At 25.0% G+C, this 20,335-nt stretch carries 15 protein-coding genes and 1 riboswitch; of the genes, 10 read left to right on the top strand and 5 right to left on the bottom strand.

The genetic code is table 11. The features are described from left to right. Nucleotides 1–3 precede the first annotated feature (3 nt). Nucleotides 4–303 (bottom strand): YutD-like domain-containing protein, encoded by a 300-nt coding sequence (locus tag HMPREF1871_RS00365; protein WP_066128426.1) that lies wholly within the window; start codon nucleotides 301–303, stop codon nucleotides 4–6. Between the two features lie 2 nt (nucleotides 304–305). Continuing rightward, nucleotides 306–1,517, bottom strand: a complete 1,212-nt coding sequence (locus tag HMPREF1871_RS00360) for a serine hydrolase (RefSeq protein WP_066128421.1) — start codon at nucleotides 1,515–1,517, stop codon at nucleotides 306–308. A gap of 304 nt (nucleotides 1,518–1,821) precedes the next feature. On the opposite strand from HMPREF1871_RS00360, the gene nrdD reads away from it, so the two are divergent. Further along, the gene (nrdD, locus tag HMPREF1871_RS00355; RefSeq protein WP_066128416.1) at nucleotides 1,822–4,002 is read left to right on the top strand and encodes an anaerobic ribonucleoside-triphosphate reductase; all 2,181 of its coding nucleotides are present in this window, start codon (nucleotides 1,822–1,824) and stop codon (nucleotides 4,000–4,002) included. A gap of 222 nt (nucleotides 4,003–4,224) precedes the next feature. Here the strand turns inward: nrdD and HMPREF1871_RS00350 are convergent, their stop codons facing one another. After that, nucleotides 4,225–5,523 (bottom strand): uracil-xanthine permease family protein, encoded by a 1,299-nt coding sequence (locus HMPREF1871_RS00350; RefSeq protein ID WP_157058033.1) that lies wholly within the window; start codon nucleotides 5,521–5,523, stop codon nucleotides 4,225–4,227. A gap of 386 nt (nucleotides 5,524–5,909) precedes the next feature. On the opposite strand from HMPREF1871_RS00350, the gene HMPREF1871_RS00345 reads away from it, so the two are divergent. The 7 genes from HMPREF1871_RS00345 to HMPREF1871_RS00315 all read left to right on the top strand — a co-directional run bounded on the left by HMPREF1871_RS00345 (nucleotide 5,910) and on the right by HMPREF1871_RS00315 (nucleotide 15,139). Next, on the top strand, nucleotides 5,910–7,541 hold the full coding sequence (locus HMPREF1871_RS00345) for a Na/Pi cotransporter family protein (protein WP_066128407.1): 1,632 nt from the start codon (nucleotides 5,910–5,912) through the stop codon (nucleotides 7,539–7,541). Nucleotides 7,542–7,760: 219 nt separating this feature from the next. Then, nucleotides 7,761–8,576 (top strand): energy-coupling factor transporter ATPase, encoded by an 816-nt coding sequence (locus HMPREF1871_RS00340; RefSeq protein WP_066128404.1) that lies wholly within the window; start codon nucleotides 7,761–7,763, stop codon nucleotides 8,574–8,576. Then, complete coding sequence (locus HMPREF1871_RS00335; protein WP_066128401.1) at nucleotides 8,567–9,451, top strand: ATP-binding cassette domain-containing protein; 885 nt, start codon at nucleotides 8,567–8,569, stop codon at nucleotides 9,449–9,451. The genes HMPREF1871_RS00340 and HMPREF1871_RS00335 overlap by 10 nt, the downstream gene beginning before the upstream one ends. Next, on the top strand, nucleotides 9,444–10,235 hold the full coding sequence (locus HMPREF1871_RS00330; protein WP_066128398.1) for an energy-coupling factor transporter transmembrane component T family protein: 792 nt from the start codon (nucleotides 9,444–9,446) through the stop codon (nucleotides 10,233–10,235). The genes HMPREF1871_RS00335 and HMPREF1871_RS00330 overlap by 8 nt, the downstream gene beginning before the upstream one ends. A gap of 13 nt (nucleotides 10,236–10,248) precedes the next feature. Then, complete coding sequence (locus HMPREF1871_RS00325; RefSeq protein WP_066128395.1) at nucleotides 10,249–11,259, top strand: L-threonylcarbamoyladenylate synthase; 1,011 nt, start codon at nucleotides 10,249–10,251, stop codon at nucleotides 11,257–11,259. Between the two features lie 140 nt (nucleotides 11,260–11,399). Continuing rightward, nucleotides 11,400–11,577, top strand: a riboswitch (Lysine riboswitch). A gap of 64 nt (nucleotides 11,578–11,641) precedes the next feature. Further along, a complete protein-coding gene (locus tag HMPREF1871_RS00320; RefSeq protein ID WP_066128392.1) occupies nucleotides 11,642–13,108 on the top strand; it encodes an amino acid permease in 1,467 nt (488 codons plus the stop codon). 168 nt (nucleotides 13,109–13,276) lie between these two features. Beyond that, nucleotides 13,277–15,139, top strand: coding sequence for an ABC-F family ATP-binding cassette domain-containing protein (locus HMPREF1871_RS00315; protein ID WP_066128389.1), 1,863 nt, complete (start codon nucleotides 13,277–13,279; stop codon nucleotides 15,137–15,139). An 86-nt stretch (nucleotides 15,140–15,225) separates the two neighbouring features. On the opposite strand, the gene HMPREF1871_RS00310 is transcribed toward HMPREF1871_RS00315, so the two are convergent. Next, nucleotides 15,226–16,683: a TrkH family potassium uptake protein gene (locus HMPREF1871_RS00310; protein ID WP_066128385.1), complete on the bottom strand. Its 1,458-nt coding sequence runs from the start codon at nucleotides 16,681–16,683 to the stop codon at nucleotides 15,226–15,228. Nucleotides 16,684–16,692: 9 nt separating this feature from the next. Next, entirely contained in the window at nucleotides 16,693–18,057 is a 1,365-nt protein-coding gene (gene trkA, locus HMPREF1871_RS00305) for a Trk system potassium transporter TrkA (protein WP_066128382.1), read from the bottom strand. Between the two features lie 238 nt (nucleotides 18,058–18,295). On the opposite strand from trkA, the gene dnaX reads away from it, so the two are divergent. After that, nucleotides 18,296–19,945, top strand: coding sequence for a DNA polymerase III subunit gamma/tau (gene dnaX / locus HMPREF1871_RS00300; protein WP_066128379.1), 1,650 nt, complete (start codon nucleotides 18,296–18,298; stop codon nucleotides 19,943–19,945). Nucleotides 19,946–20,017: 72 nt separating this feature from the next. After that, nucleotides 20,018–20,335, top strand: a complete 318-nt coding sequence (locus HMPREF1871_RS00295) for a YbaB/EbfC family nucleoid-associated protein (protein WP_066128376.1) — start codon at nucleotides 20,018–20,020, stop codon at nucleotides 20,333–20,335.

Genomic DNA, 20,335 nt, shown 5'->3' with positions numbered 1-20,335 from the left:
AAATTAAGAGTTGTTCTTTTTTCTTTTCAAAACGTAAAATGGACAAGAAATATTACAAAATTCTAAAAGGAAATCTTCAAGATTATTAATATTTTTAGGGTCATTGATATTTTTATTTAGAAAAAATCCAGTAAGTCTAAGTTTTTCATATGCTATATCACCTAAAATAAAATCCTTATCATCTAAAATAGGAACATATTTATCGATAAATAATTCTTTATCAAATGCTTCCTTATAGTTGTAAATAAGTTCAAATTTTCCAAATTCTGTTTCAAAAATAAGATTATTTTCTGTAAGTTCCACAATTAATTTTCTCCTTTTTTAAGTGATTTTTGAATAATATATAAAACAACAAATATTGTAGAATATAACAGTAAGACTAAACTTGCAAAATATTGAGTTCTATCTAAAACGATATTAATTTTGTCTTTAATTGCTTTTTTTGAAAAATTATCATCTTGAATAAAAGTATTTTTTATTTTAGTTAATTTAGAGTTATGGGTATTAGATTTATATTTAGAATAAACAGTTCCATTATTGTATGAGATATTATCATAATTTTGGAAAAATAATATTTTTTCGTTCATTAAAAAATATTTTAAATCTTCTGGAGAACTATCTTTATAAAAGAGGTCATAAATATCATCTTCTATAGTTATATTTTCTTTATTTATATTAAAAGTTCCAGCAGGAAGAACTAAAATATATTTGTAATTAGAAAATATGTAAGAATATAAATCTTCCATATCATTAAAAAAATCTTCTTTATTCTCTTCAATATTTAATATAGTAATTACAATTTTAGTATTGCCACTATATGTAATAAGAGAAGTATTTTCATTATCATAATAAATTCCTATTGTTCTCGAAATATCTGATGGTATAAACTCAATACTATTTTCAACACTAATCCCATTGCTCAAAGTGTACTGTGGATTTTTAGTTATATCAGTAATTTGAGGATAATTTTTAATTATCATATTATTAAGATAAGTTAAATTTCTAGCAGTAGTATAATTATTTTCATTTATATCTAATGATTCTAATTTTGTATCAAATAAAGATAAATTTTTAATAATATTTTTAGCTTTATCTAAATCTATATTAAATCTATTTAAAACATCATTTGCCAATGTTTTATTATCACCTTGTGATAGTAAAAATATTAAATCTTTAACAGTGATATTATCAGATAAATCGTAGTTAGAAATTAGTTCCTCATTATTTATTTCTAAGGTAGTATCTAAAGTAATATTTTCTTCTTTCAGTTGCTGTGAGAGAACAAGAAGAGCAATATTATTTATTAGTTTTTTATAACTAACTTTCTGATCTTTATTTTTCTCTGCAATAATTTTTCCTGTATTATATTCAGAAATTATTAGTTTAATATTAGGATTTTTTTGTAGCAGAGAAGAAATAGCATTGTTATCTTCAAAAATATCTTCTGCATGAGTTACATTACTATTTAATATAAAAAAGAAAGAAAAAAATAAAGATAAAAAACTTTTAAATTTCATTGTAAATTTCCTTTATGTTTTATGTTATTAATAAGTATAGTATAAAAACAAAAAAAATTCTACTTCCTAGGCAATAATAAAGTATTTTTATTAGAAAAAATACTCTTTTATGCGAAAAGATTTCATATAAAATGCTTACAAAATTGTGAATAATATTTCACAATTTTAAAAAGGCTATACAACAGCATTTTCTTATTTCCGGGAAATTTTTTTACTAGACATTTACTTTTTTAGATATTAAAATATAACTATATTATTAAATTATGATAATAAATAAGATGATATAATTTGAAGGAGGGAAGATATGGAAAGTCAATTGATAGATTATAATAATAAAAAAATAATGGATAAACTTAAAAAAATTATTGTTATAAAAAGAGATGGTAGAAAAGTAAATTTTGATAGTGAAAAAATTTATGGAGCGTTAGAAAAAGCTATAAATTCTATAGGTGGAAGCAGTGAAATTTATAATTTAAATAAAATAGTAGAAGAAGTACTTTTAGAAATAAGTAATCGTTTTGATAGAGATATAAAAATATATGAGATACAAAATATAGTTGAGCATATACTTATAGAACGAGGAGAGAATGCTATAGCTGAAGAGTATATTTCTTATCGTGCAAATAGAGATATAAAAAGAAAAAATAGCATAGATATTAATGTAGCTATTCAAAGTTTAGTAAATAGAGATGAAAAATTAGTCAATGAAAATGCAAATAAAGATAGTTTGGTGTTTAATACTCACAGAGATTTAACAAGTGGGGTTGTTGCAAAAGTAATAGGTTTAAAAATGTTGCCAGAACATGTAGCTAATGCTCACCAAAAAGGGGAAATTCATTTTCATGATTTAGATTATTCACCTTATCAACCTTTAACAAATTGTTGTTTAATAGATTTTAAAGAAATGTTAACTAAAGGCTTTAAAATAGGAAATGCAGATGTAGAAAGTCCTAAAAGTATAACAACAGCTACAGCACAAATGGCACAAATAATAGCGAATGTAGCTTCTAGTCAATATGGAGGCTGTAGTGCAGATAGAATTGATGAAGTATTAGCTCCATTTGCTAAGCTAAATTATAATAAAAATTATAAACTTGCAAAAGATTGGATTGAAGGAGAAGAAAAACAAAAAGAATTTGCATTAACAAAAACTAAAAAAGATATTTATGATGCTATGCAAAGTTTAGAGTATGAGATAAATACATTATATTCTTCTCAAGGGCAAACACCATTCACTTCACTTGGATTTGGATTAGGAGAAGATTTTTTCTCAAGAGAAATTCAAAAAGCTATTTTAAAAGTAAGAATAGATGGCCTAGGTACAGAAAAAAGAACAGCTATATTTCCTAAATTAATTTTCACGTTAAAAGACGGTCTTAATTTAAAAGAAGGGGATCCAAACTACGATATTAAAAAATTGGCATTGGAGTGTTCTACAAAGAGAATGTATCCAGACGTAATTATGTATGATACACTTACAAAAATTACAGGAAGTTGCAAGACTCCTATGGGCTGTAGATCGTTTTTACCTGCATGGAAAGATGAAGAAGGAAAAAATATAGAAAGTGGTAGAATGAATTTAGGTGTGGTAACATTAAATTTACCAAGAATAGCAATAGAATCTAATGGAAATAAAGAAAAATTCTTTAGCATTTTAAAAGAACGCCTTGAAATATGTAAAGATGCATTGATATATAGAGCTAGAAGATGCGGAGAAGCAAAACCAGAAAATGCACCTATTTTATATATGCATGGTGCTTTTGGAAAAAGACTTAATCCAAAAGAAAATGTAAGTAAATTGTTTAAAAATAAACGTTCAACACTTTCTTTAGGATATATAGGACTTTATGAAGTAGCAACAGTTTTTTATGGTGGAGAATGGGAAAAAAATAAAGAAGCAAAAGAGTTTACTCTTAAAATAATGAAAGAGCTAAAACGAAATGTAGAAAAATGGACAGAAGAGTATGATTATTGGTTCAGTATATATTCAACTCCATCAGAGAGTTTAACTGACAGATTTTGTAGAATGGATAAAGAAAAATTTGGTAGTATAGAGAATATTACAGATAAAGGATATTATACAAATTCATTTCACTATGATGTTAGAAAAAATCCAACACCATTTGAAAAATTAGAATTTGAAAGTGACTACCCATATTATGCAAGTGGAGGATTTATTCATTATTGTGAATATCCGGTGTTAAGACAAAATCCAAAAGCATTAGAAGCAGTTTGGGATTTTGCTTATAATAAAGTAGGTTATTTGGGAACAAATACACCAATAGATAAATGTTATGAATGTGGATATGAAGGAGATTTCGAACCTACAAAAAAAGGATTTAAATGTCCATCTTGTGGTAATACAAATCCAAAAACATGCGATGTTGTAAAAAGAACATGTGGTTATTTAGGAAATCCTCAAGCAAGACCTATGATAGAGGGAAGACATAAAGAAATAGTATCTAGAGTAAAACATATGAAATAAAAATAAAAGATTTCATTTTTTAAATGAAATCTTTTTTTAAAGACTGAAAAAGAACTCTTTGTTAAGAGATTAATTTTAATATTTAGAGAAATTTTAGAAAATATAACTAGATAAAATGAAAACACGGAATTTATTTCCGTGTTTTTTTTATAAATATTTACTAATAATTGTTAATATAAATTCTTATTAGAAAACAAATTAACATTTTACAATACTAAAAAATTAGTTTTCATTATTTTTAGGTAAAATAATGTTCAAGATAAAAGCAATTATTGTAGCTATTATAATAGGAGAACTTCCTATAAATGTTTGAAAAGCAAGTGGGGTTTTTGCTAGTGTTTCTGGGACTGAAGTAAGACCTAAACCAAAAGCAAGTGCTATTCCCAAGATTCCTGCATTTCTACTAGTCATTTTATCTCTACTTATTAGTTTAATACCATTAATAGTTATTATAGAGAATACTGATAATGTTGCTCCTCCTAAAACTGGATAAGGTATTGTAGTCATTATAGAAGAAAATTTAGGGAAAAATCCTAAAATTAATATTATTATACCAGCTAATGTAACAACTTTTTTACTTATAACTTTAGTTATACATATAATACCAATATTTTGAGCAAATGAAGATGAAGGAAGACCACCGATTAAAGCAGTTATAAGTCCACTTAAACCTTTACTCATTATAGCTCCTGACACTTCTTCTTTTTTAGCTTCTCGATTCATACTTCCAACAGTTAGTGAAGAAACATCACCAATAACTTGAATAGAAGTAACTAGATACATAACAATCATGGTAATAATAGCACCATAATGAAATTCTATTCCAAATGGAAGGAATTTAGGAACTGATATTAAAGGAGCTGAAGATATCGCAGAAAAATCTACTATTCCTAATACAAAAGCTAGAGCATATCCTACAATAATACCAATTAATATACTTAATATTTTAAAATATCCTTTTCCAAAATGATCTATAATTAAAACTATTAAAAGGGTTACGATAGCCACACTCCAGTTAGTAAGATTTCCATATTCAGGAGTTTTACTTATACCAGCCATATATGAAATTGCTACGGGATAAAGAGAAATTCCCATAGATAAAACAGTAGTACCAGTAACTATTGGTGGAAAATATTTAATAATTTTTTCTATAAATAAACCAAATAATATAAGGAAAATACTTCCTATTAAGCATGCACCAAATACAGAAGAAAACCCATAATTAGAATTAATAGTTATAATGACAGGGACAAATGCAAAGTTGGTTCCCATTATAATAGGAAGTCTTGCACCAAATTTCCAAATACCATATATTTGCAAAATAGTAGCTAAACCAGCACATATCATAGAATATTGAACAATTTCAGTTATTTGGTTACTACTAAGTCCTATACATTGAGCGATTATAATTGCCGGAGCAACGTTTCCTATTATCATTGCAAGTACATGTTGGATAGAAATAGGAAAAGATTTAGTAAAACTAGGTTTCCCCTCTAATTTAAAAAGTTCGTTATTAGACATTTTTTTTATTTTTTCTCCTTTGTTATTTTTTATTTACATACATTTTAATACAAAAAAAGAATAATTTCAACTTTTTTTATTCAAAAAACGAACAAATTACAAAAATAACACAAAATAATATTTATTTTAATTATATAATATAAAAAAAAGATTATGTCTTTGCTACTATATGAATAGTTTTTATAAATAGAAAATAAAATTTTGATATTTTTAAAATTTGCTAATATATAGAAATATAGGAAATTAAGATAATCAGACATAAAAAGTCTAAAATAAAATATAATAAGAATTATAATATTTTTAATATATACTTTAATAATATTTTTAAATTTGTTATAATTTAAATGTATCTTTAAAATATACATTTAAATTTAGGAGGAAAATTAATGTCGTCCGTATGGCAGGAAATATTATTCGGATTTTTTGGAGGCTTAGGTTTATTTCTATTTAGTATAAAATATATGGGAGAAGGTCTTCAATTAGTAGCTGGGGACAAGATGAGAAATGTTCTTGATAAGTATACTTCAACACCACTTAGAGGGGTTTTAGTAGGAATTTTCGTTACTATTCTCATTCAATCTAGTTCTGCAACTACTGTTATAACAGTTAGTTTAGTAGCAGCAGGACTTCTTAAATTAAATCAAGCTATAGCAATAGTTATGGGTTCAAATATCGGAACAACTGTGACTTCTCTTATAATAGGATTTAATTTATCAAAATATTCTTTACCTGTTTTATTTATTGGTACGTTGTTTTTATCTTTTACAAAAAGAAAATCTATTAACAATATAGGTAGAGTTTTATTTGGATTTGGAGGAGTTTTTTATTCTTTAAAACTTATGTCCACGGCAATGGTGCCTATGAAAGAAATGAATTGGTTTATTACTGCAATAAATCATTTTGGAGATAGTCCTTTTATAGGAGTTTTAGCTGGTACGGGCTTAACTATGCTTATACAAGCATCATCAGCCACAATAGCAATACTTCAAAATTTATATGCAGATGGAGCTTTGGCATTAAATGCGGCATTGCCTGTACTTTTTGGAGATAATATAGGTACGACTATAACAGCAATATTGGCAGTTATGGGTTCAACAATTTCAGCAAAAAGAGTTGCAGCATCACATGTTTTATTTAATGTAATAGGAACAGTAATTTTCATGATACTTCTTGTGCCCTATACATATTTTGTTAATTACATGGAAGCATTTTTAGGGTTAAATCCAAAGTTAACTATAGCTTTTGCACATGGAACATTTAATATTATCAACACAGTTATTCAATTTCCATTTATATGGCTTTTAGTTATTGTTGTAACAAAACTAATTCCAGGAGAAGATGAAATAATAAAATATAAAACTCAATTTTTAGAAAAAAGTCTTATATCAAGTGCTCCAGCAGTAGCACTAGGACAAGTTAGAAAAGAATTTGTTGATATGGCACTTTTATCAAAAAAAAGTTTAAATAATGCAGTAAAATATTTTTTCACAAGAGAACCAAGACTTAATGATAAAGGAACAAAATACGAAGAAGCGATAAATTCAATAGATGAAGAAATGACAAATTATTTAACTTTATTATTTAGAGAAAAACTAAACGAAAAAGAAGGAATAGAAGCTTCAAGTTTACTAGATTCTACAAGAGATGTAGAAAGAATAGGAGATCACGCTAGAGATATAGTAGATTCAGTAAATTATCAAATAAGAAAAAACATATCATTTTCAGATAAAGCAAAACAAGAAGTACAAAAAATGTATGATGAAACTGTTAAGATGATTGATTTGACTGTTCAGGCAATAAAAGATAATAATAATATTCTTGCCAGTGAAGCATTATCTATATGTCCAAAAATGCAAAAACTAGAAAAATCTGCTAGGAAAGATCATACTAATAGAATGAAAGATGGAGAATGTGATATACCTGCTGGAGTTGTATATATAGATTTAATTACTCATTTCACAAGAATGTGTGAACATTTGAGAAATATTTTAGAAAAAAAGTTAACAGGATCAATATAAAATGAAAGAATACAAATATTATCTGATAATATTGTTTATAATATTGTTGTTTTCAATATTAATATATAGGTTATACAATATACAAATCGCTTAGGAAGTAAGGAAAATCTTACTTCTTTTTTAAATATTATTTACTAAAAAAATTAATATATTTTTAACTTGATAGTCAATATTTAACATATATGTTATAATTATTAAGACATTTTTAGGAGAAAAAAGATGCTGAAATTTAAAAATATATCGTTTACTTATCCTAATACTGCAAAAAAAGTATTAGATAATATTTCATTTGAAGTAAAACAAGGAGAATGGATAACAATTTTAGGAAATAATGGAAGTGGAAAGACCACGATAATAAAATTAATATCTGCTCAATATGAAAAAAGTGAAGGAGAAATTTTCTTAGATAATAAGGAATATACATTAGAAAATTTAGATTATATACGAAGTAAAGTAGCAATAGTATTTCAAAATCCAGATAATCAATTTGTAGGTAGCACTGTAGAAGAAGATATAGCTTTTGGACTTGAAAATAAAAATATAGATCCAATAAAAATGGATGAAATAATTTCAAAAGTATTAGAAGTAGTAGATATGAAAAATTTTAGAAAAAAAGAACCAAAAGACTTATCAGGAGGTCAAAAACAAAGGGTAGCCATAGCCTCTTCATTAGCGCTTAATCCAAAAATATTGATATTAGATGAAGCAACAAGTATGTTAGATCCAATAGCTAGGAAAAGAATTTTGAAATATATAAAAAAAGTAAATGAAGATCATAATGTAACAATAATATCAATAACACACGACATGAACGAGTTAATTTATAGTGATAGTATAATGATAATAAAAGATGGAAAAATAATAAAGAAATCTACAAAGGACGAAATATTTAAGAATAGAGAATTATTAAACAAATATAATTTGGAATTACCATTTTTACAGAGATTAAAAGAAGACTTAAATAGATATTTGAAAAAAGAAATTTTCAAACTAGAAGATGATATAAAGGATGTAGTTAATAAATTATGCAAATAAAATTTAATGAAGTAGATTTTACTTATAATGAAAATACTCCATATGAAAATAAAGTTTTAAAAAAAATAAATTTAAAAATATTTCCATCTAGTTTTACGGTTATAATAGGTAAAACAGGAAGTGGGAAATCAACATTAATTGAACATATAAATGGCCTTTTACTTCCAGATAAAGGTTTTGTTTTAATAGAAAAAAAAAGATTAGAAAAAAAAAGAACTAAAAAAGAAAAGAAATTATTACAAGAAAATTTACTGCAAATCAGAAAAAATATTGCAATGCTTTTTCAATTTTCAGAACAACAATTATTTGAATCTACAGTATTAAGAGATATAATATATGCTCCTTTAAATTATGGAGTGAGTGAAAAAGACGCTATAGCTAGAGCAAAACATCTTATAAATGTAGTAGGATTAGATGAAAGTTATTTAAAAAGGTCACCTTTCGAACTATCAGGAGGGGAGATGAGAAAAGTTGCCTTATGTGGAGTATTAGCTATAAAGCCAAAAATATTAGTTTTAGATGAACCTACTATAGGATTAGATTATAAGAGCAAAAAAGATTTTATGGACTTAATATATAAAATTCATAAAAAAGAGAAGATGACTATAGTTTTTATTACTCATAATATGGAATATGTATTAAAATATGCTGATAATATAATAATTATGGAAGATGGAAAAATAAAAGAGAATATAAAAGATAAAGATTATTTTATAAAAATAATAAAAGAAAATAAATATAATTTAGAAGCTCCTGATATAATAAAATTACAATTAGAGTTGCTTAATAAAGGTTTTCCACTTTCAAGAGTTCACTTTGAATATGAAAAGCTATTTGACGAAATAAAGGAGAGATTTAAAGAAAGTTATGAATAATACTTTTATAATGAAATATATACCAATGAATACATATATTCATAGTTTAGATCCTAGAGTTAAATTAGTATTTGCAATAATATATCTACTTAGTATATTTTTATCAAGAACTTTTTTGAAGTTTTTATTTTTAATATTAATACTTATATTAATTACTTATTTAGCCAAAATACAATTTAAATATCTTTTTTCAGGAATTAAACTAATATTGTTTTTATTGATATTTACATCGTTAATACATATAGTATTTAACAGACAAGGAGAGATATTATTTAGTTTTTTAAATTTTAAAATTTATCATGGAGCAGTAATTAGTATAATATTAATAGCGATAAGATTTTTTTTAGTGGTATCCTTAATGACTATTTTAACAATAACAACATCACCTAAAGAAGTAACATTAGCAATAGAAAAAAGCCTGAATTTTTTAAATATATTTTCTATACATATTTCATCATTTGCTTTGTTAATATCTATTTGTATAAGATTTATACCAACTCTATCTGAAGAAACTCAGAGAATAAAAAATGCACAAGTATCAAGAGGTGCCAAGCTAAATGCTAAGGGTTTTATTAATAAAGTGAAAAATTTTATACCCATTCTTGTTCCAGTCTTTGTATCTGCACTAAAAAGAGCAGACGAATTAGCAACTGCTATGGAAATAAGAGGATATGATCCTGATAAAAAAAGAACAAGATATAAAAAACTAAAATATAACAAAAAGGATTTTATAGCATATATGTTTACAGGTTTAATAATAGTAATAATGTATGTGTTAAAGTAAGAGGTAATATATTATGATAACAAAATTGTTAGATTTTTTTGATATAGATTATAAAAAATTAAAAAAATGTTATAAAGATGGGCAGTTAGTGGCAATTCCTACTGAAACTGTTTATGGATTAAGTGCAGACGCAACAAATACTTATGCAGTAAAAAAAATTTATGAAGCTAAGGGAAGACCTAGTGACAACCCACTAATTGTTCATTTTTATGATATAAAACAAATAAGAAATATTGTAGATGTAGAAAATGAAAATGTGCAAAAATTAATAGATAATTTTTGGCCAGGGCCTATGAGTTTGATACTTAATATAAAAAATAAATCTATAATATCAAATAAAGTTACAGCTGGTCTTAATAGCCTAGCTGTTAGAATGCCTAGTAATAAATTTGCAAGAGAAATTCTAAAACAGACAGAAGTACTACTAGCAGCACCTAGTGCAAATACAAGTGGCAAACCTTCTCCTACTAAATTTTCTCATGTTTATAATGATTTAAAAGATAAAATAGATATAATTATAAAAGCAGACGACTCTGATATAGGGTTAGAAAGTACAGTAATAGATTGTACTAAATATCCTTTTGAAATAGCAAGACCAGGAGATATAACTTTAAAAAATTTAAAAAAAATTCTAGGAGAAGAAGGAATAATATACAGAAAGAATAGAGTTATAAAAAATCCTATAGCACCTGGAATGAAATATAGACATTATTCGCCTAATGCAGAATTAATAATTTTAGATAAAACATTAGATGAAACCTTATTTTTTTTAAAAAATAAAAAATCAGATACTGTTTTTATAAGTTATAAGAAATATGAAAATAAATTAAAAAATTATGATTTTAAGATTAAATTTTTAGCAGCAGATGAAGATAATATAGAAGAATGCAACAGAAATTTTTATAATATTTTAAGAGAATGTGATTTGGAGAATATTAAAGAAATATATATAATGAAAATAAAAGAAAATGATGTAAATGAAGCTTTATTAAATAGGTTAGAAAAAGCAAGTAGTAAAAAATAGTATAAATTCTTAGAATTTTCCGAAAAAACAAAAAAAATAAATAATTTCAGTGAATTTTTTTAAAAAATAGACAAATTATATTGACAATATAAAAATAATGAGTATAATATAATGTAACAACTAAATAGGTACCTCACTAAAAGTGAGGTGGAGGTCGCAAAAAATATTATTAAATATATTTAGAGTGTAGCACTTGTTGATGTATATTGAAAGGATTTTTTGCCGAAATAATACTTAAGCTACTGGAGTATTGTTGGGGCTATACTTAATAGGTATAGAACTGTCATAGCAGTGATGTTATGTTGAGCTACTGACTTTTGGAGGGGTGTAATGCACAACTCTAATTATTTGGTTGTGCATTATTTTTTTAGGAGGTTACATTATGGATAACGAAACAAATGTTAGAAGACATTTAAAATCAAGACATATTACAATGATAGCAATTGGAGGTTGTATAGGAAGCGGTCTATTTATGACCAGTGGTCAAGCAGTAGGAAGTGCAGGGCCAGGAGGTGCACTTATTGCATATATGTGTATAGGAATTATGGTGTATTTTCTAATGACTTCATTAGGAGAGATGGCAACTTATTTACCAACATCTGGTTCTTTTTCAACATATGCAACTAGATATGTAGATCCATCTTTAGGATTTGCATTAGGGTGGAATTATTGGTTTAACTGGGTAATAACAGTAGCTGCTGATATAGAATTAGCATCTTTAGCAGTTAGTTATTGGGAACCAATGAGAGTTTTACCTAGTTATATATGGAGCGTCATATTTTTAGTTGTTATTATAGTTTTAAACTCGTTAAGTGTAAAAGTATATGGAGAAAGTGAATATTGGTTTGCACTTATAAAAGTTGTAACAGTAGTTGTTTTCTTAATTATAGGATGTCTTACAATTTTTGGAATATTAGGTGGAGAATATATAGGATTTAAAAATTTCACAGTCGGAGAAGCACCATTTGTAGGAACTAACATGTCATTATCAAGTAAAGTTTTATCAGCATTAGGAGTATTCTTAATTGCAGGATATTCGTTCCAAGGAACAGAGTTAATAGGGGTAACAGCAGGTGAGAGCGAAAATCCAGAAAAAACAATACCAAAAGCAGTAAAACAAGTATTTTGGAGAATATTAATATTTTATGTTTTAGCAATATTAGTAATAGGACTTCTTATACCTTACACATCAGAAGATTTATTAGGTGCAGCAAGTAGTGAAGAAATAGCAAAATCACCATTTACTATAGTATTTAAAAATGCAGGATTTGCCTTAGCAGCAAGTGTTATGAACGCAGTAATTTTGACATCAATACTTTCAGCAGGAAATTCAGGAATGTATGCTTCTACACGTATGCTATATGCAATGAGTAAAGAAAAATTAGCATTTAAATTATTTTCAAAATTAAACAAAAATGGAACCCCAATTAATTCATTATTAGGAACTACAGCAGTAATAATATTAGTATTCTTAATTCAGCTTACAAGTGAAAATGCCTATACATATATAGTAGCAGCAAGTGGACTTACAGGATTTATAGCATGGCTAGGAATAGCGATAAGTCACTATAGATTTAGAAGAGCATATGTAAAACAAGGTAAAAAATTAGAAGATTTGAGATACAGAGCAAAATGGTTTCCATTCGGACCAATTTTAGCATTAATACTATGTATCATAGTTATAGTAGGACAAGACACTAAATTAATAACAGAAGGTGTAGTAGACCTTGGAGGAATTATGACTACATATATGGGAGTACCTGTATTTATAGTATTTTATGTTTACCATAAATTAAAATATAAAACAAAAGTAATACCTTTAGAAGAAGTAGATCTTTCTCAAGAATAAAATAAAAAATATTGAAATAAAAACTGATATAAGTTATAAAGTTTAACTCATATCAGTTTTTTTAATAATAAAACTTTAAAATATCAATAAAATAATGTTATGATATATTTATAAAATATCAAAAAAAGATATAATTTTTATAAATCACATAAATATTAAGGAAAAATTATGGAAATATATAAGGTAGAAAATTTAACAAAATATTGTGGTGAAAAACTACTATTCAATAAAATTAGTTTTTCAGTAAAAGAAAAAGAAAAAATAGGACTTATAGGAATAAATGGTGCAGGAAAATCAACATTATTAAAATGTATAGCAAAAAAAGATGACTATGACGACGGAGAAATTATTCATTCAAATAACTTTGAGGTAAGTTATCTTTCTCAAGAAATCAATTTAGATGAAAAATTAACAGTTTTAGATACAATTTTTAAAAGCAACTCTAAAATAATGAAACTAATTTATAATTATGAGAAAATATTATTCGAAATAGAAAAAAACAATAATAGCATATTACAAGATAAATTATTAAATATTCAAGAAAAAATTGAAAAAGAAAATGCGTGGGAAGCAACGACTATAGCAAAAACAGTCTTAAGTAAATTAGGAATAAGAAAGTATAATACAAAAATAAAAGAACTTTCTGGCGGAGAGAAAAAAAGAGTATTATTAGCAAAAGTTTTAATAGAAACTCCAGATTTATTACTACTTGATGAACCAACCAATCACTTAGATTTTAAAACTATAGAATGGCTTGAAAAATATTTAAAAAATTATCCTAAAAGCCTAATAGTAGTAACTCATGATAGATATTTTTTAGATAACATAACTAATAACATAATTGAATTAGATAAGGGTAATATTTATCAGTATGAAGGAAATTACAGTAAATTTTTGGAAGAAAAAACAAAAAGAGAAGAAGAACAACAAAATAAATATCATAAAAATTTAAGACTATATAAAAAAGAATTAGAATGGATAAGAGCAGGAGTAAAAGCACGAACAACAAAGCAACAAGCAAGAATAAAAGAATTCGAAAATTTAAAAACAAAAATAGATAAAAAAGAAATAAAAAAAGAAATAAAAATAGATTTAGATTCTAGCAGATTAGGAAAACAAGTACTAGAATTTTCAAATATTTCAAAAAAATATGAAGAAAAGAAAATATTGGAAAATTTTAATTTAATAGTGCAAAATAAGGATAGAATAGGAATTATAGGAGAAAATGGAGTTGGGAAAACAACATTTTTAAATATGATAATTGGAAAAGAAAAACAAGATAGTGGGATAATAAAAATAGGACAAACGGCCAAAATAGCATATTATAATCAATTAATACCTGATATGGATAGAGATATAAGAATTATTGATTATTTAAGAGAAGTAGCAGAGCAAATAAAAAGAGAAGAAAAAAGTAATATTTCCTTATTTCAAATATTAGAAGATTTTCTATTTGAAAAAAGTGATCATGGTAAAAAATTATCAAAATTATCTGGAGGAGAAAAAAAACGACTTTATTTATTAAAATTATTAATGTCTAGACCAAATATTTTACTCTTAGATGAACCTACAAATGATTTAGATACTCAAACATTAACTATTTTAGAAACTTATTTAAAAAAATTTACAGGAGCGGTTATAGTTGTTTCGCATGATAGATATTTTTTAGATAAAGTAATTAATAAATTACTAATTTTCGAAGGACAAGGAAATGTAAAAAAATATATAGGAAGCTATACAGAGTATTTTGATACAAAACAAGAATTAGTAAAAGAAGATGTTAAAAAAGAAGAAAAAAAACAAAACAAAAGAGAGAAAAAAGGATTAACATATTTAGAAAAAAAAGAATTTGAATCTTTAGAAAAAAATATAGAAGAAATAGAGGAAAAATTGAAAAAAATACAAGAAGAAATGATAAAAAATTCTACTAATTTTGAAAAATTAAGAGAGTTAACAGAAATAGAAAAAATATTAAAAGATAAGTTAGAAAAACTAAATGATAGATGGGAATATTTAGCTGAAAAAATTTAATAAAAAAAAATTCTTATTTAACTAACTTCCACGTTGCTCATTTGCAATTTTTTTGGTGGGAGCATTAAAATAAGAATTTTTTTAAATTATCTAACTTTTTTTGTTCTCCATATTTTTGATGATAAAAGAACAATAAAAGGTATTATTTCTAATCTACCTAATAACATAGATATAGATAGGACAAATTTTGAAAATTTTGGAATATTAGAAAAATTTTCCATTGGTCCAAATTTATTAAATCCAGGACCTACATTGTTTAAGGTGGTTAAAACAGCCGTAAATATCTCTTCAAAATCATTTAATTGTATTGATAATAGAATAGATAAGACAGCAAAAACAAGAAAATAAATTAAAATATAATTTGATATTTTATTAGTATCTTCTACAACTTTATTTTCAATTTTAAGCGCAACTACTTTATGAGGATTGATATATTTTCTAATATAATTTTTAGTATTTTTAATTATAAACATAATACGAGGTACTTTTAATCCTCCTGCAGTACCTCCTGCACACCCTCCACAAACCATAAGAAAAGCAATAATAATTTGAGAGAACATGGTCCAATTACTAAAGTTTAAATATGTAAATCCTGTTGTAGAAATTATAGAACTTACAGTAAACAGAACATCTAAAAATCTTTCATTATGTACGTTTGGAGAATTATATATATTTATATATATTGCCACAGTGGCAGCCAATATTATAAGTAAGTACCATTTTAATTCTTCACTATTAAAAATTTTAATATATTTTTTAGCTACAGCGATATAAACTAAGTTTAGATTCATAGAAAAAATTATCATAAATATTGTAACGATACAAGTGACATAATCATTATTGTAATAACTTATTCCAGAATTTTTAGTTCCAAATCCACCAGTACCTGCAGTAGAAAAAGTTATATTTATACTTTCAAATATGCCTATTCCTGAAAATAAAAGAAGAATAAACATAACAAGTGCTAGTGAAATGTAAACAATATATAAATAAAGTGCAGTTTTTTTCATTGATGAAACAATTTTCCCAAAAATAGGCCCAGGAACTTCTGCTTTTAATATGTAAATATTATGAGGTGACCTTGGCAAGAGAGCGACAGCAAACACTATAACTCCCATACCTCCTATAAAATGGGTCATGCTTCTCCAAAATAGGATACTTTTTTCAAGTATTTCTACATCAGCTATTATAGAAGAACCAGTTGTTGTAAAACCACTAGCAGTTTCAAAGAAAGCATCTATGTAGCTAGGTATAGAGTTTGAAAAAACAAATGGTAAACATCCAATAGCTGAATATATAAGCCATGTAATCGCAACGATAACCAAGCCTTCTTTTGTATAGAAATTTTTCTCCATTTTTTTGACATTTGCTAATAATCTAAAAGAGCAGGAAAGAAATAAAGATATTAAAATAGTATATATAAAGCTGATAGTTATTTCTTTGGGTTCTTTATAAATTAGACTGCAAATAGTTGGAAAAATTAAAAATATAGCTAAAAGTTTCATCATTTTTCCTAATACATAGGAAATCATTCTATAGTTCATAAAATCTCCTTATTTTAAAATATCATCTATTTCTTTGATATTTTGATTATAATTAACTATTACAACATTATCATTATGTGTTATTTTATCATCACCATTAGGAAATATTAATTTGTTATTTCTAATGATGAAGGCTATTATTATGTTATTATTTAAACTTAAATCTTTAATAGCAATGTTATTAATTTTATAATCTTTAGTAATTTTAAATTCTATTAATTCTACTTTGTTGTTTGCTATTTTATATATATTTTCAATATCAGGGTCAAAACTACATTGTAAAGCTCTACTGTGTTTTGCTATTATATCTCCAACGATTCTTTTTGGAGTTATAAAAGAGTACAATCCTATGTCTTCTGCTATTTGGGTAAGAGAGTTTCTATTTATTTTAGCTATAGACTTACTAACTCCTAATTTTGTTGCGTATAAACTTATAATAATATTTTCTTCATCAAGGCCTGTAAGAGCAATACAGCTATCAAAAGTTTCTATTCCTTCTTCTATTAGCGTGTCCTTATCGCTTCCATCTGCTAAAATAACATCTATATTAGGAAAACATTCACTAATTTTTTCTGCTTTTTCTTTATTTATTTCTATATTTTTAATATATATATTGTTATTAAGTAATATTTCTATTAGATAATGTGACAATTTTCCAGAACCTATAATTAGAGAGGAAGAAATTTTTTTGTTGATATTTTCTTTTTTTCCTAATAATTTATAAAATTTTTTCAAGTTTCTTTCTTCCGCTGTTATGTGGACTTTATCTCCAACTTTAAATATATAGTCCCCACGAGGTATAATAACTTCTCCTTTTCTTTCTACTAAGCAAACTACAGCAGGGAAATTAATTATTTTTTTGCTGTCATTTAAAGATATATCTTTTAATAAACTATCTTTTTCAATAGCAACTTCAATCATTTTAACTTTATTATCACCAAAAACTTCTATTTTGTTAGCTGAAGGATATTTTAGCATATAACTAATTTGTTTTGCAGCCTCAAATTCAGGGTTTAGCATTAAATCTATCCCAAGGTGACTTTTTAAAAATTCTTTAGTTTCTGTATATTCAGGATTTCTAATTCTAGCAATAGTATATTTTGCTCCCATTTGTTTGGCAGTTATACAGGAAATTATGTTTATTTCATCACTTGCGGTTACAGATATAAACATATCTGCATTTGAAGCATCAGCTTCTTTTAATATCTCATAATTTGCTCCATTACCATTTACACCTTGAATATCATAAGATTCTATTATTTTTTGCACTAATTTTTCATTAGTTTCTATTAATGTTACTTCATCATAAGTTTCTGATAGTTCTTCGCAAAGTAAATTTCCTACTTTGCCACCACCGACTATAATAGCTTTCATAAAGACTCCTTAGTATGATGTTTAAAAAATTTAAGATAATTATATAACTTTATTAAATTATAGTCAAACAACAGTGATAGTTTGATAATTAATTTTACTTATTTAATTTTAAAATTTAATAAAAAGTGATATTACAATATTTTGCTAAAGTTTTGTTATATAAGCTTATTAAAAAGAAAGCTATTATATTATATTACGATATTATATGTTATAATTAAAAAAGAACTTGGAGGTAATAATGTTTAAATCATTATATAGAAAGTATAGACCAAAAAAATTTATTGATGTAGTAGGGCAAGAAAATGTTGTAAAAGTTTTGAAAAATGAAATAGATCAAAAAAAAATAGCACATGCTTATATTTTTTATGGACCGAGAGGGACTGGGAAAACCTCTTTAGCTAAAATTTTTTCAAATGAAGTAAATAATAATAAAGAATATTTACAAGAAAGTGTTGATATAATAGAAATAGATGCTGCAAGTAACAATGGTGTAGATGAAATAAGAGATTTAAAAGAAAATATAAAATTTTCTCCAACAGAAAGTAAGTATAAAGTATATATAATAGATGAAGTACATATGTTGACAAATTCTGCATTTAATGCTTTATTAAAAACTCTTGAAGAACCCCCTAGTCATATCATATTCATTTTAGCTACTACTGAAATATATAAAATTCCTAAGACTATAATATCAAGATGTCAAAGGTTTGAATTTAAAAATTTGACAGAGAAAGAAATAGTATCAAGAATATCATATATTGCAAATGAAGAAAATATAAAAATAGATATTAAAGCCTTGGAAAAAATAGCACAAGCATCTAAAGGAGGATTAAGAGATGCTATAGGACTATTAGAACAAGCTTCTAACTTAAGGGATGATAAAATAAGTTTAGAAGATATTTTAGATATAACATCATCTATTAGCGAAGAAGACATAGTAAACTTTTATGAATTAATATTAAATAATAATACTTCTAAAGCACTTGAAGAGTATGAAAAATTCTTAGAAAGTTCTAAAGATACAGATAACATAATAGTAGAGTTAATAAGTTTATCTAAAGACATAATTGTTTATAAAAACACATTAAATGAAAATTTTTGTAACTATAAAGTTAGCAAATTAGAAAATATATTGAAAACAATACCTATTAATACAATATATGAGAATGTCGATGAACTGTCTAAAACTCAGACAAATATAAGATTTTCAAAAGAAGAAATAAGTTATATGCAGATATGTATTATAAAAATGTGTTCTAATTGCAAAGAAAAACCAGAAGTTAATAAAGAAACAGAGATAGTAAAAAAATTAGAAGAGAAAATAAAAAAATTAGAAGACAAAGTAGAAAAATTAGAAGAAAATTATAATAATAAAATAAAAGAATCAAAAGACATTTTTATAAATAATGAAAATTTGGATATTTTAGATACCAATTCAAAAATAACTGATTATATAATACCTGATAAAGAAGAAATAATTAGTATTATAGAAAATTCTAGTGAAGTGTTAACTAATTATGCAAATAATGTATTGAGTAAGATAGTAAAAGAATCAACTAAAATTAATAATGAATTTAAAAATATATTTTTAAACTCGAAAATATATAAATCATCAAAAAACGGTGGAATAATAATATTTGATGATGTTCAAAATATATTTAAGATAAACAGCAACATTCAATATAAAGATGTTATACAAGAACAGCTTTGCAAAATATTAGAAGTTAAATACAATATTTTTATATTACAAAGAGAACAGTATAATTATTTATTAGAAAATATAAAAAATAATTTAATTAATGATAATAATGTAAAAAATTCAAAAAAAGAAAATAAAAAAGTTACAGATATAGAAAAGTTATTTTCGGAAATAATAGTAGAAAAGTAGTATTTCATAAATATTGACAATATTAAAAATATTAAATAAAATTATAAATATAAATTTTAGGAGGAAAAATAAATGCGTGGTATGGGAAATATGCAACAAATGATGAGAAAAATGCAAAAGATGCAAAAAGAAATGATGCAGGCACAAGAAAAGGTTAAAGAGCAAACTGTAGAAGGAAGTGTTTCTGGAGATATGGTAAAAGTTATTGCTAATGGAGATGGCAAAATATTAGATATCGTTATAAAAGAAGAAGTAGTTGATCCAGAAGATATAGAGATGCTACAAGATATGGTAATAACAGCAGTTAATAATGCTTTAGAAAATGCAAACAAATTAAAAGAAGACACATTAGGTAAATTTACTAATGGTTTAAATATTCCAGGATTATAA

It is taken from the genome of Gemelliphila asaccharolytica (genome assembly GCF_001553005.1).
In the GTDB taxonomy this organism is placed as follows: Bacteria; Bacillota; Bacilli; order Staphylococcales; family Gemellaceae; genus Gemelliphila; species Gemelliphila asaccharolytica.
This window is presented reverse-complemented; position numbering and strand designations above follow the sequence as displayed.

What these genes read in the sequence shown, in the direction of transcription:
- HMPREF1871_RS00360 (WP_066128421.1), bottom strand. Translation starts at nt 1,517, where the DNA reads ATGAAATTTAAAAGTTTTTTATCTTTATTTTTTTCTTTCTTTTTTATA.
- nrdD (WP_066128416.1), top strand. Translation starts at nt 1,822, where the DNA reads ATGGAAAGTCAATTGATAGATTATAATAATAAAAAAATAATGGATAAA.
- HMPREF1871_RS00350 (WP_157058033.1), bottom strand. Translation starts at nt 5,523, where the DNA reads ATGTCTAATAACGAACTTTTTAAATTAGAGGGGAAACCTAGTTTTACT.
- HMPREF1871_RS00345 (WP_066128407.1), top strand. Translation starts at nt 5,910, where the DNA reads ATGTCGTCCGTATGGCAGGAAATATTATTCGGATTTTTTGGAGGCTTA.
- HMPREF1871_RS00340 (WP_066128404.1), top strand. Translation starts at nt 7,761, where the DNA reads ATGCTGAAATTTAAAAATATATCGTTTACTTATCCTAATACTGCAAAA.
- HMPREF1871_RS00335 (WP_066128401.1), top strand. Translation starts at nt 8,567, where the DNA reads ATGCAAATAAAATTTAATGAAGTAGATTTTACTTATAATGAAAATACT.
- HMPREF1871_RS00330 (WP_066128398.1), top strand. Translation starts at nt 9,444, where the DNA reads ATGAATAATACTTTTATAATGAAATATATACCAATGAATACATATATT.
- HMPREF1871_RS00325 (WP_066128395.1), top strand. Translation starts at nt 10,249, where the DNA reads ATGATAACAAAATTGTTAGATTTTTTTGATATAGATTATAAAAAATTA.
- HMPREF1871_RS00320 (WP_066128392.1), top strand. Translation starts at nt 11,642, where the DNA reads ATGGATAACGAAACAAATGTTAGAAGACATTTAAAATCAAGACATATT.
- HMPREF1871_RS00315 (WP_066128389.1), top strand. Translation starts at nt 13,277, where the DNA reads ATGGAAATATATAAGGTAGAAAATTTAACAAAATATTGTGGTGAAAAA.
- HMPREF1871_RS00310 (WP_066128385.1), bottom strand. Translation starts at nt 16,683, where the DNA reads ATGAACTATAGAATGATTTCCTATGTATTAGGAAAAATGATGAAACTT.
- trkA (WP_066128382.1), bottom strand. Translation starts at nt 18,057, where the DNA reads ATGAAAGCTATTATAGTCGGTGGTGGCAAAGTAGGAAATTTACTTTGC.
- dnaX (WP_066128379.1), top strand. Translation starts at nt 18,296, where the DNA reads ATGTTTAAATCATTATATAGAAAGTATAGACCAAAAAAATTTATTGAT.
- HMPREF1871_RS00295 (WP_066128376.1), top strand. Translation starts at nt 20,018, where the DNA reads ATGCGTGGTATGGGAAATATGCAACAAATGATGAGAAAAATGCAAAAG.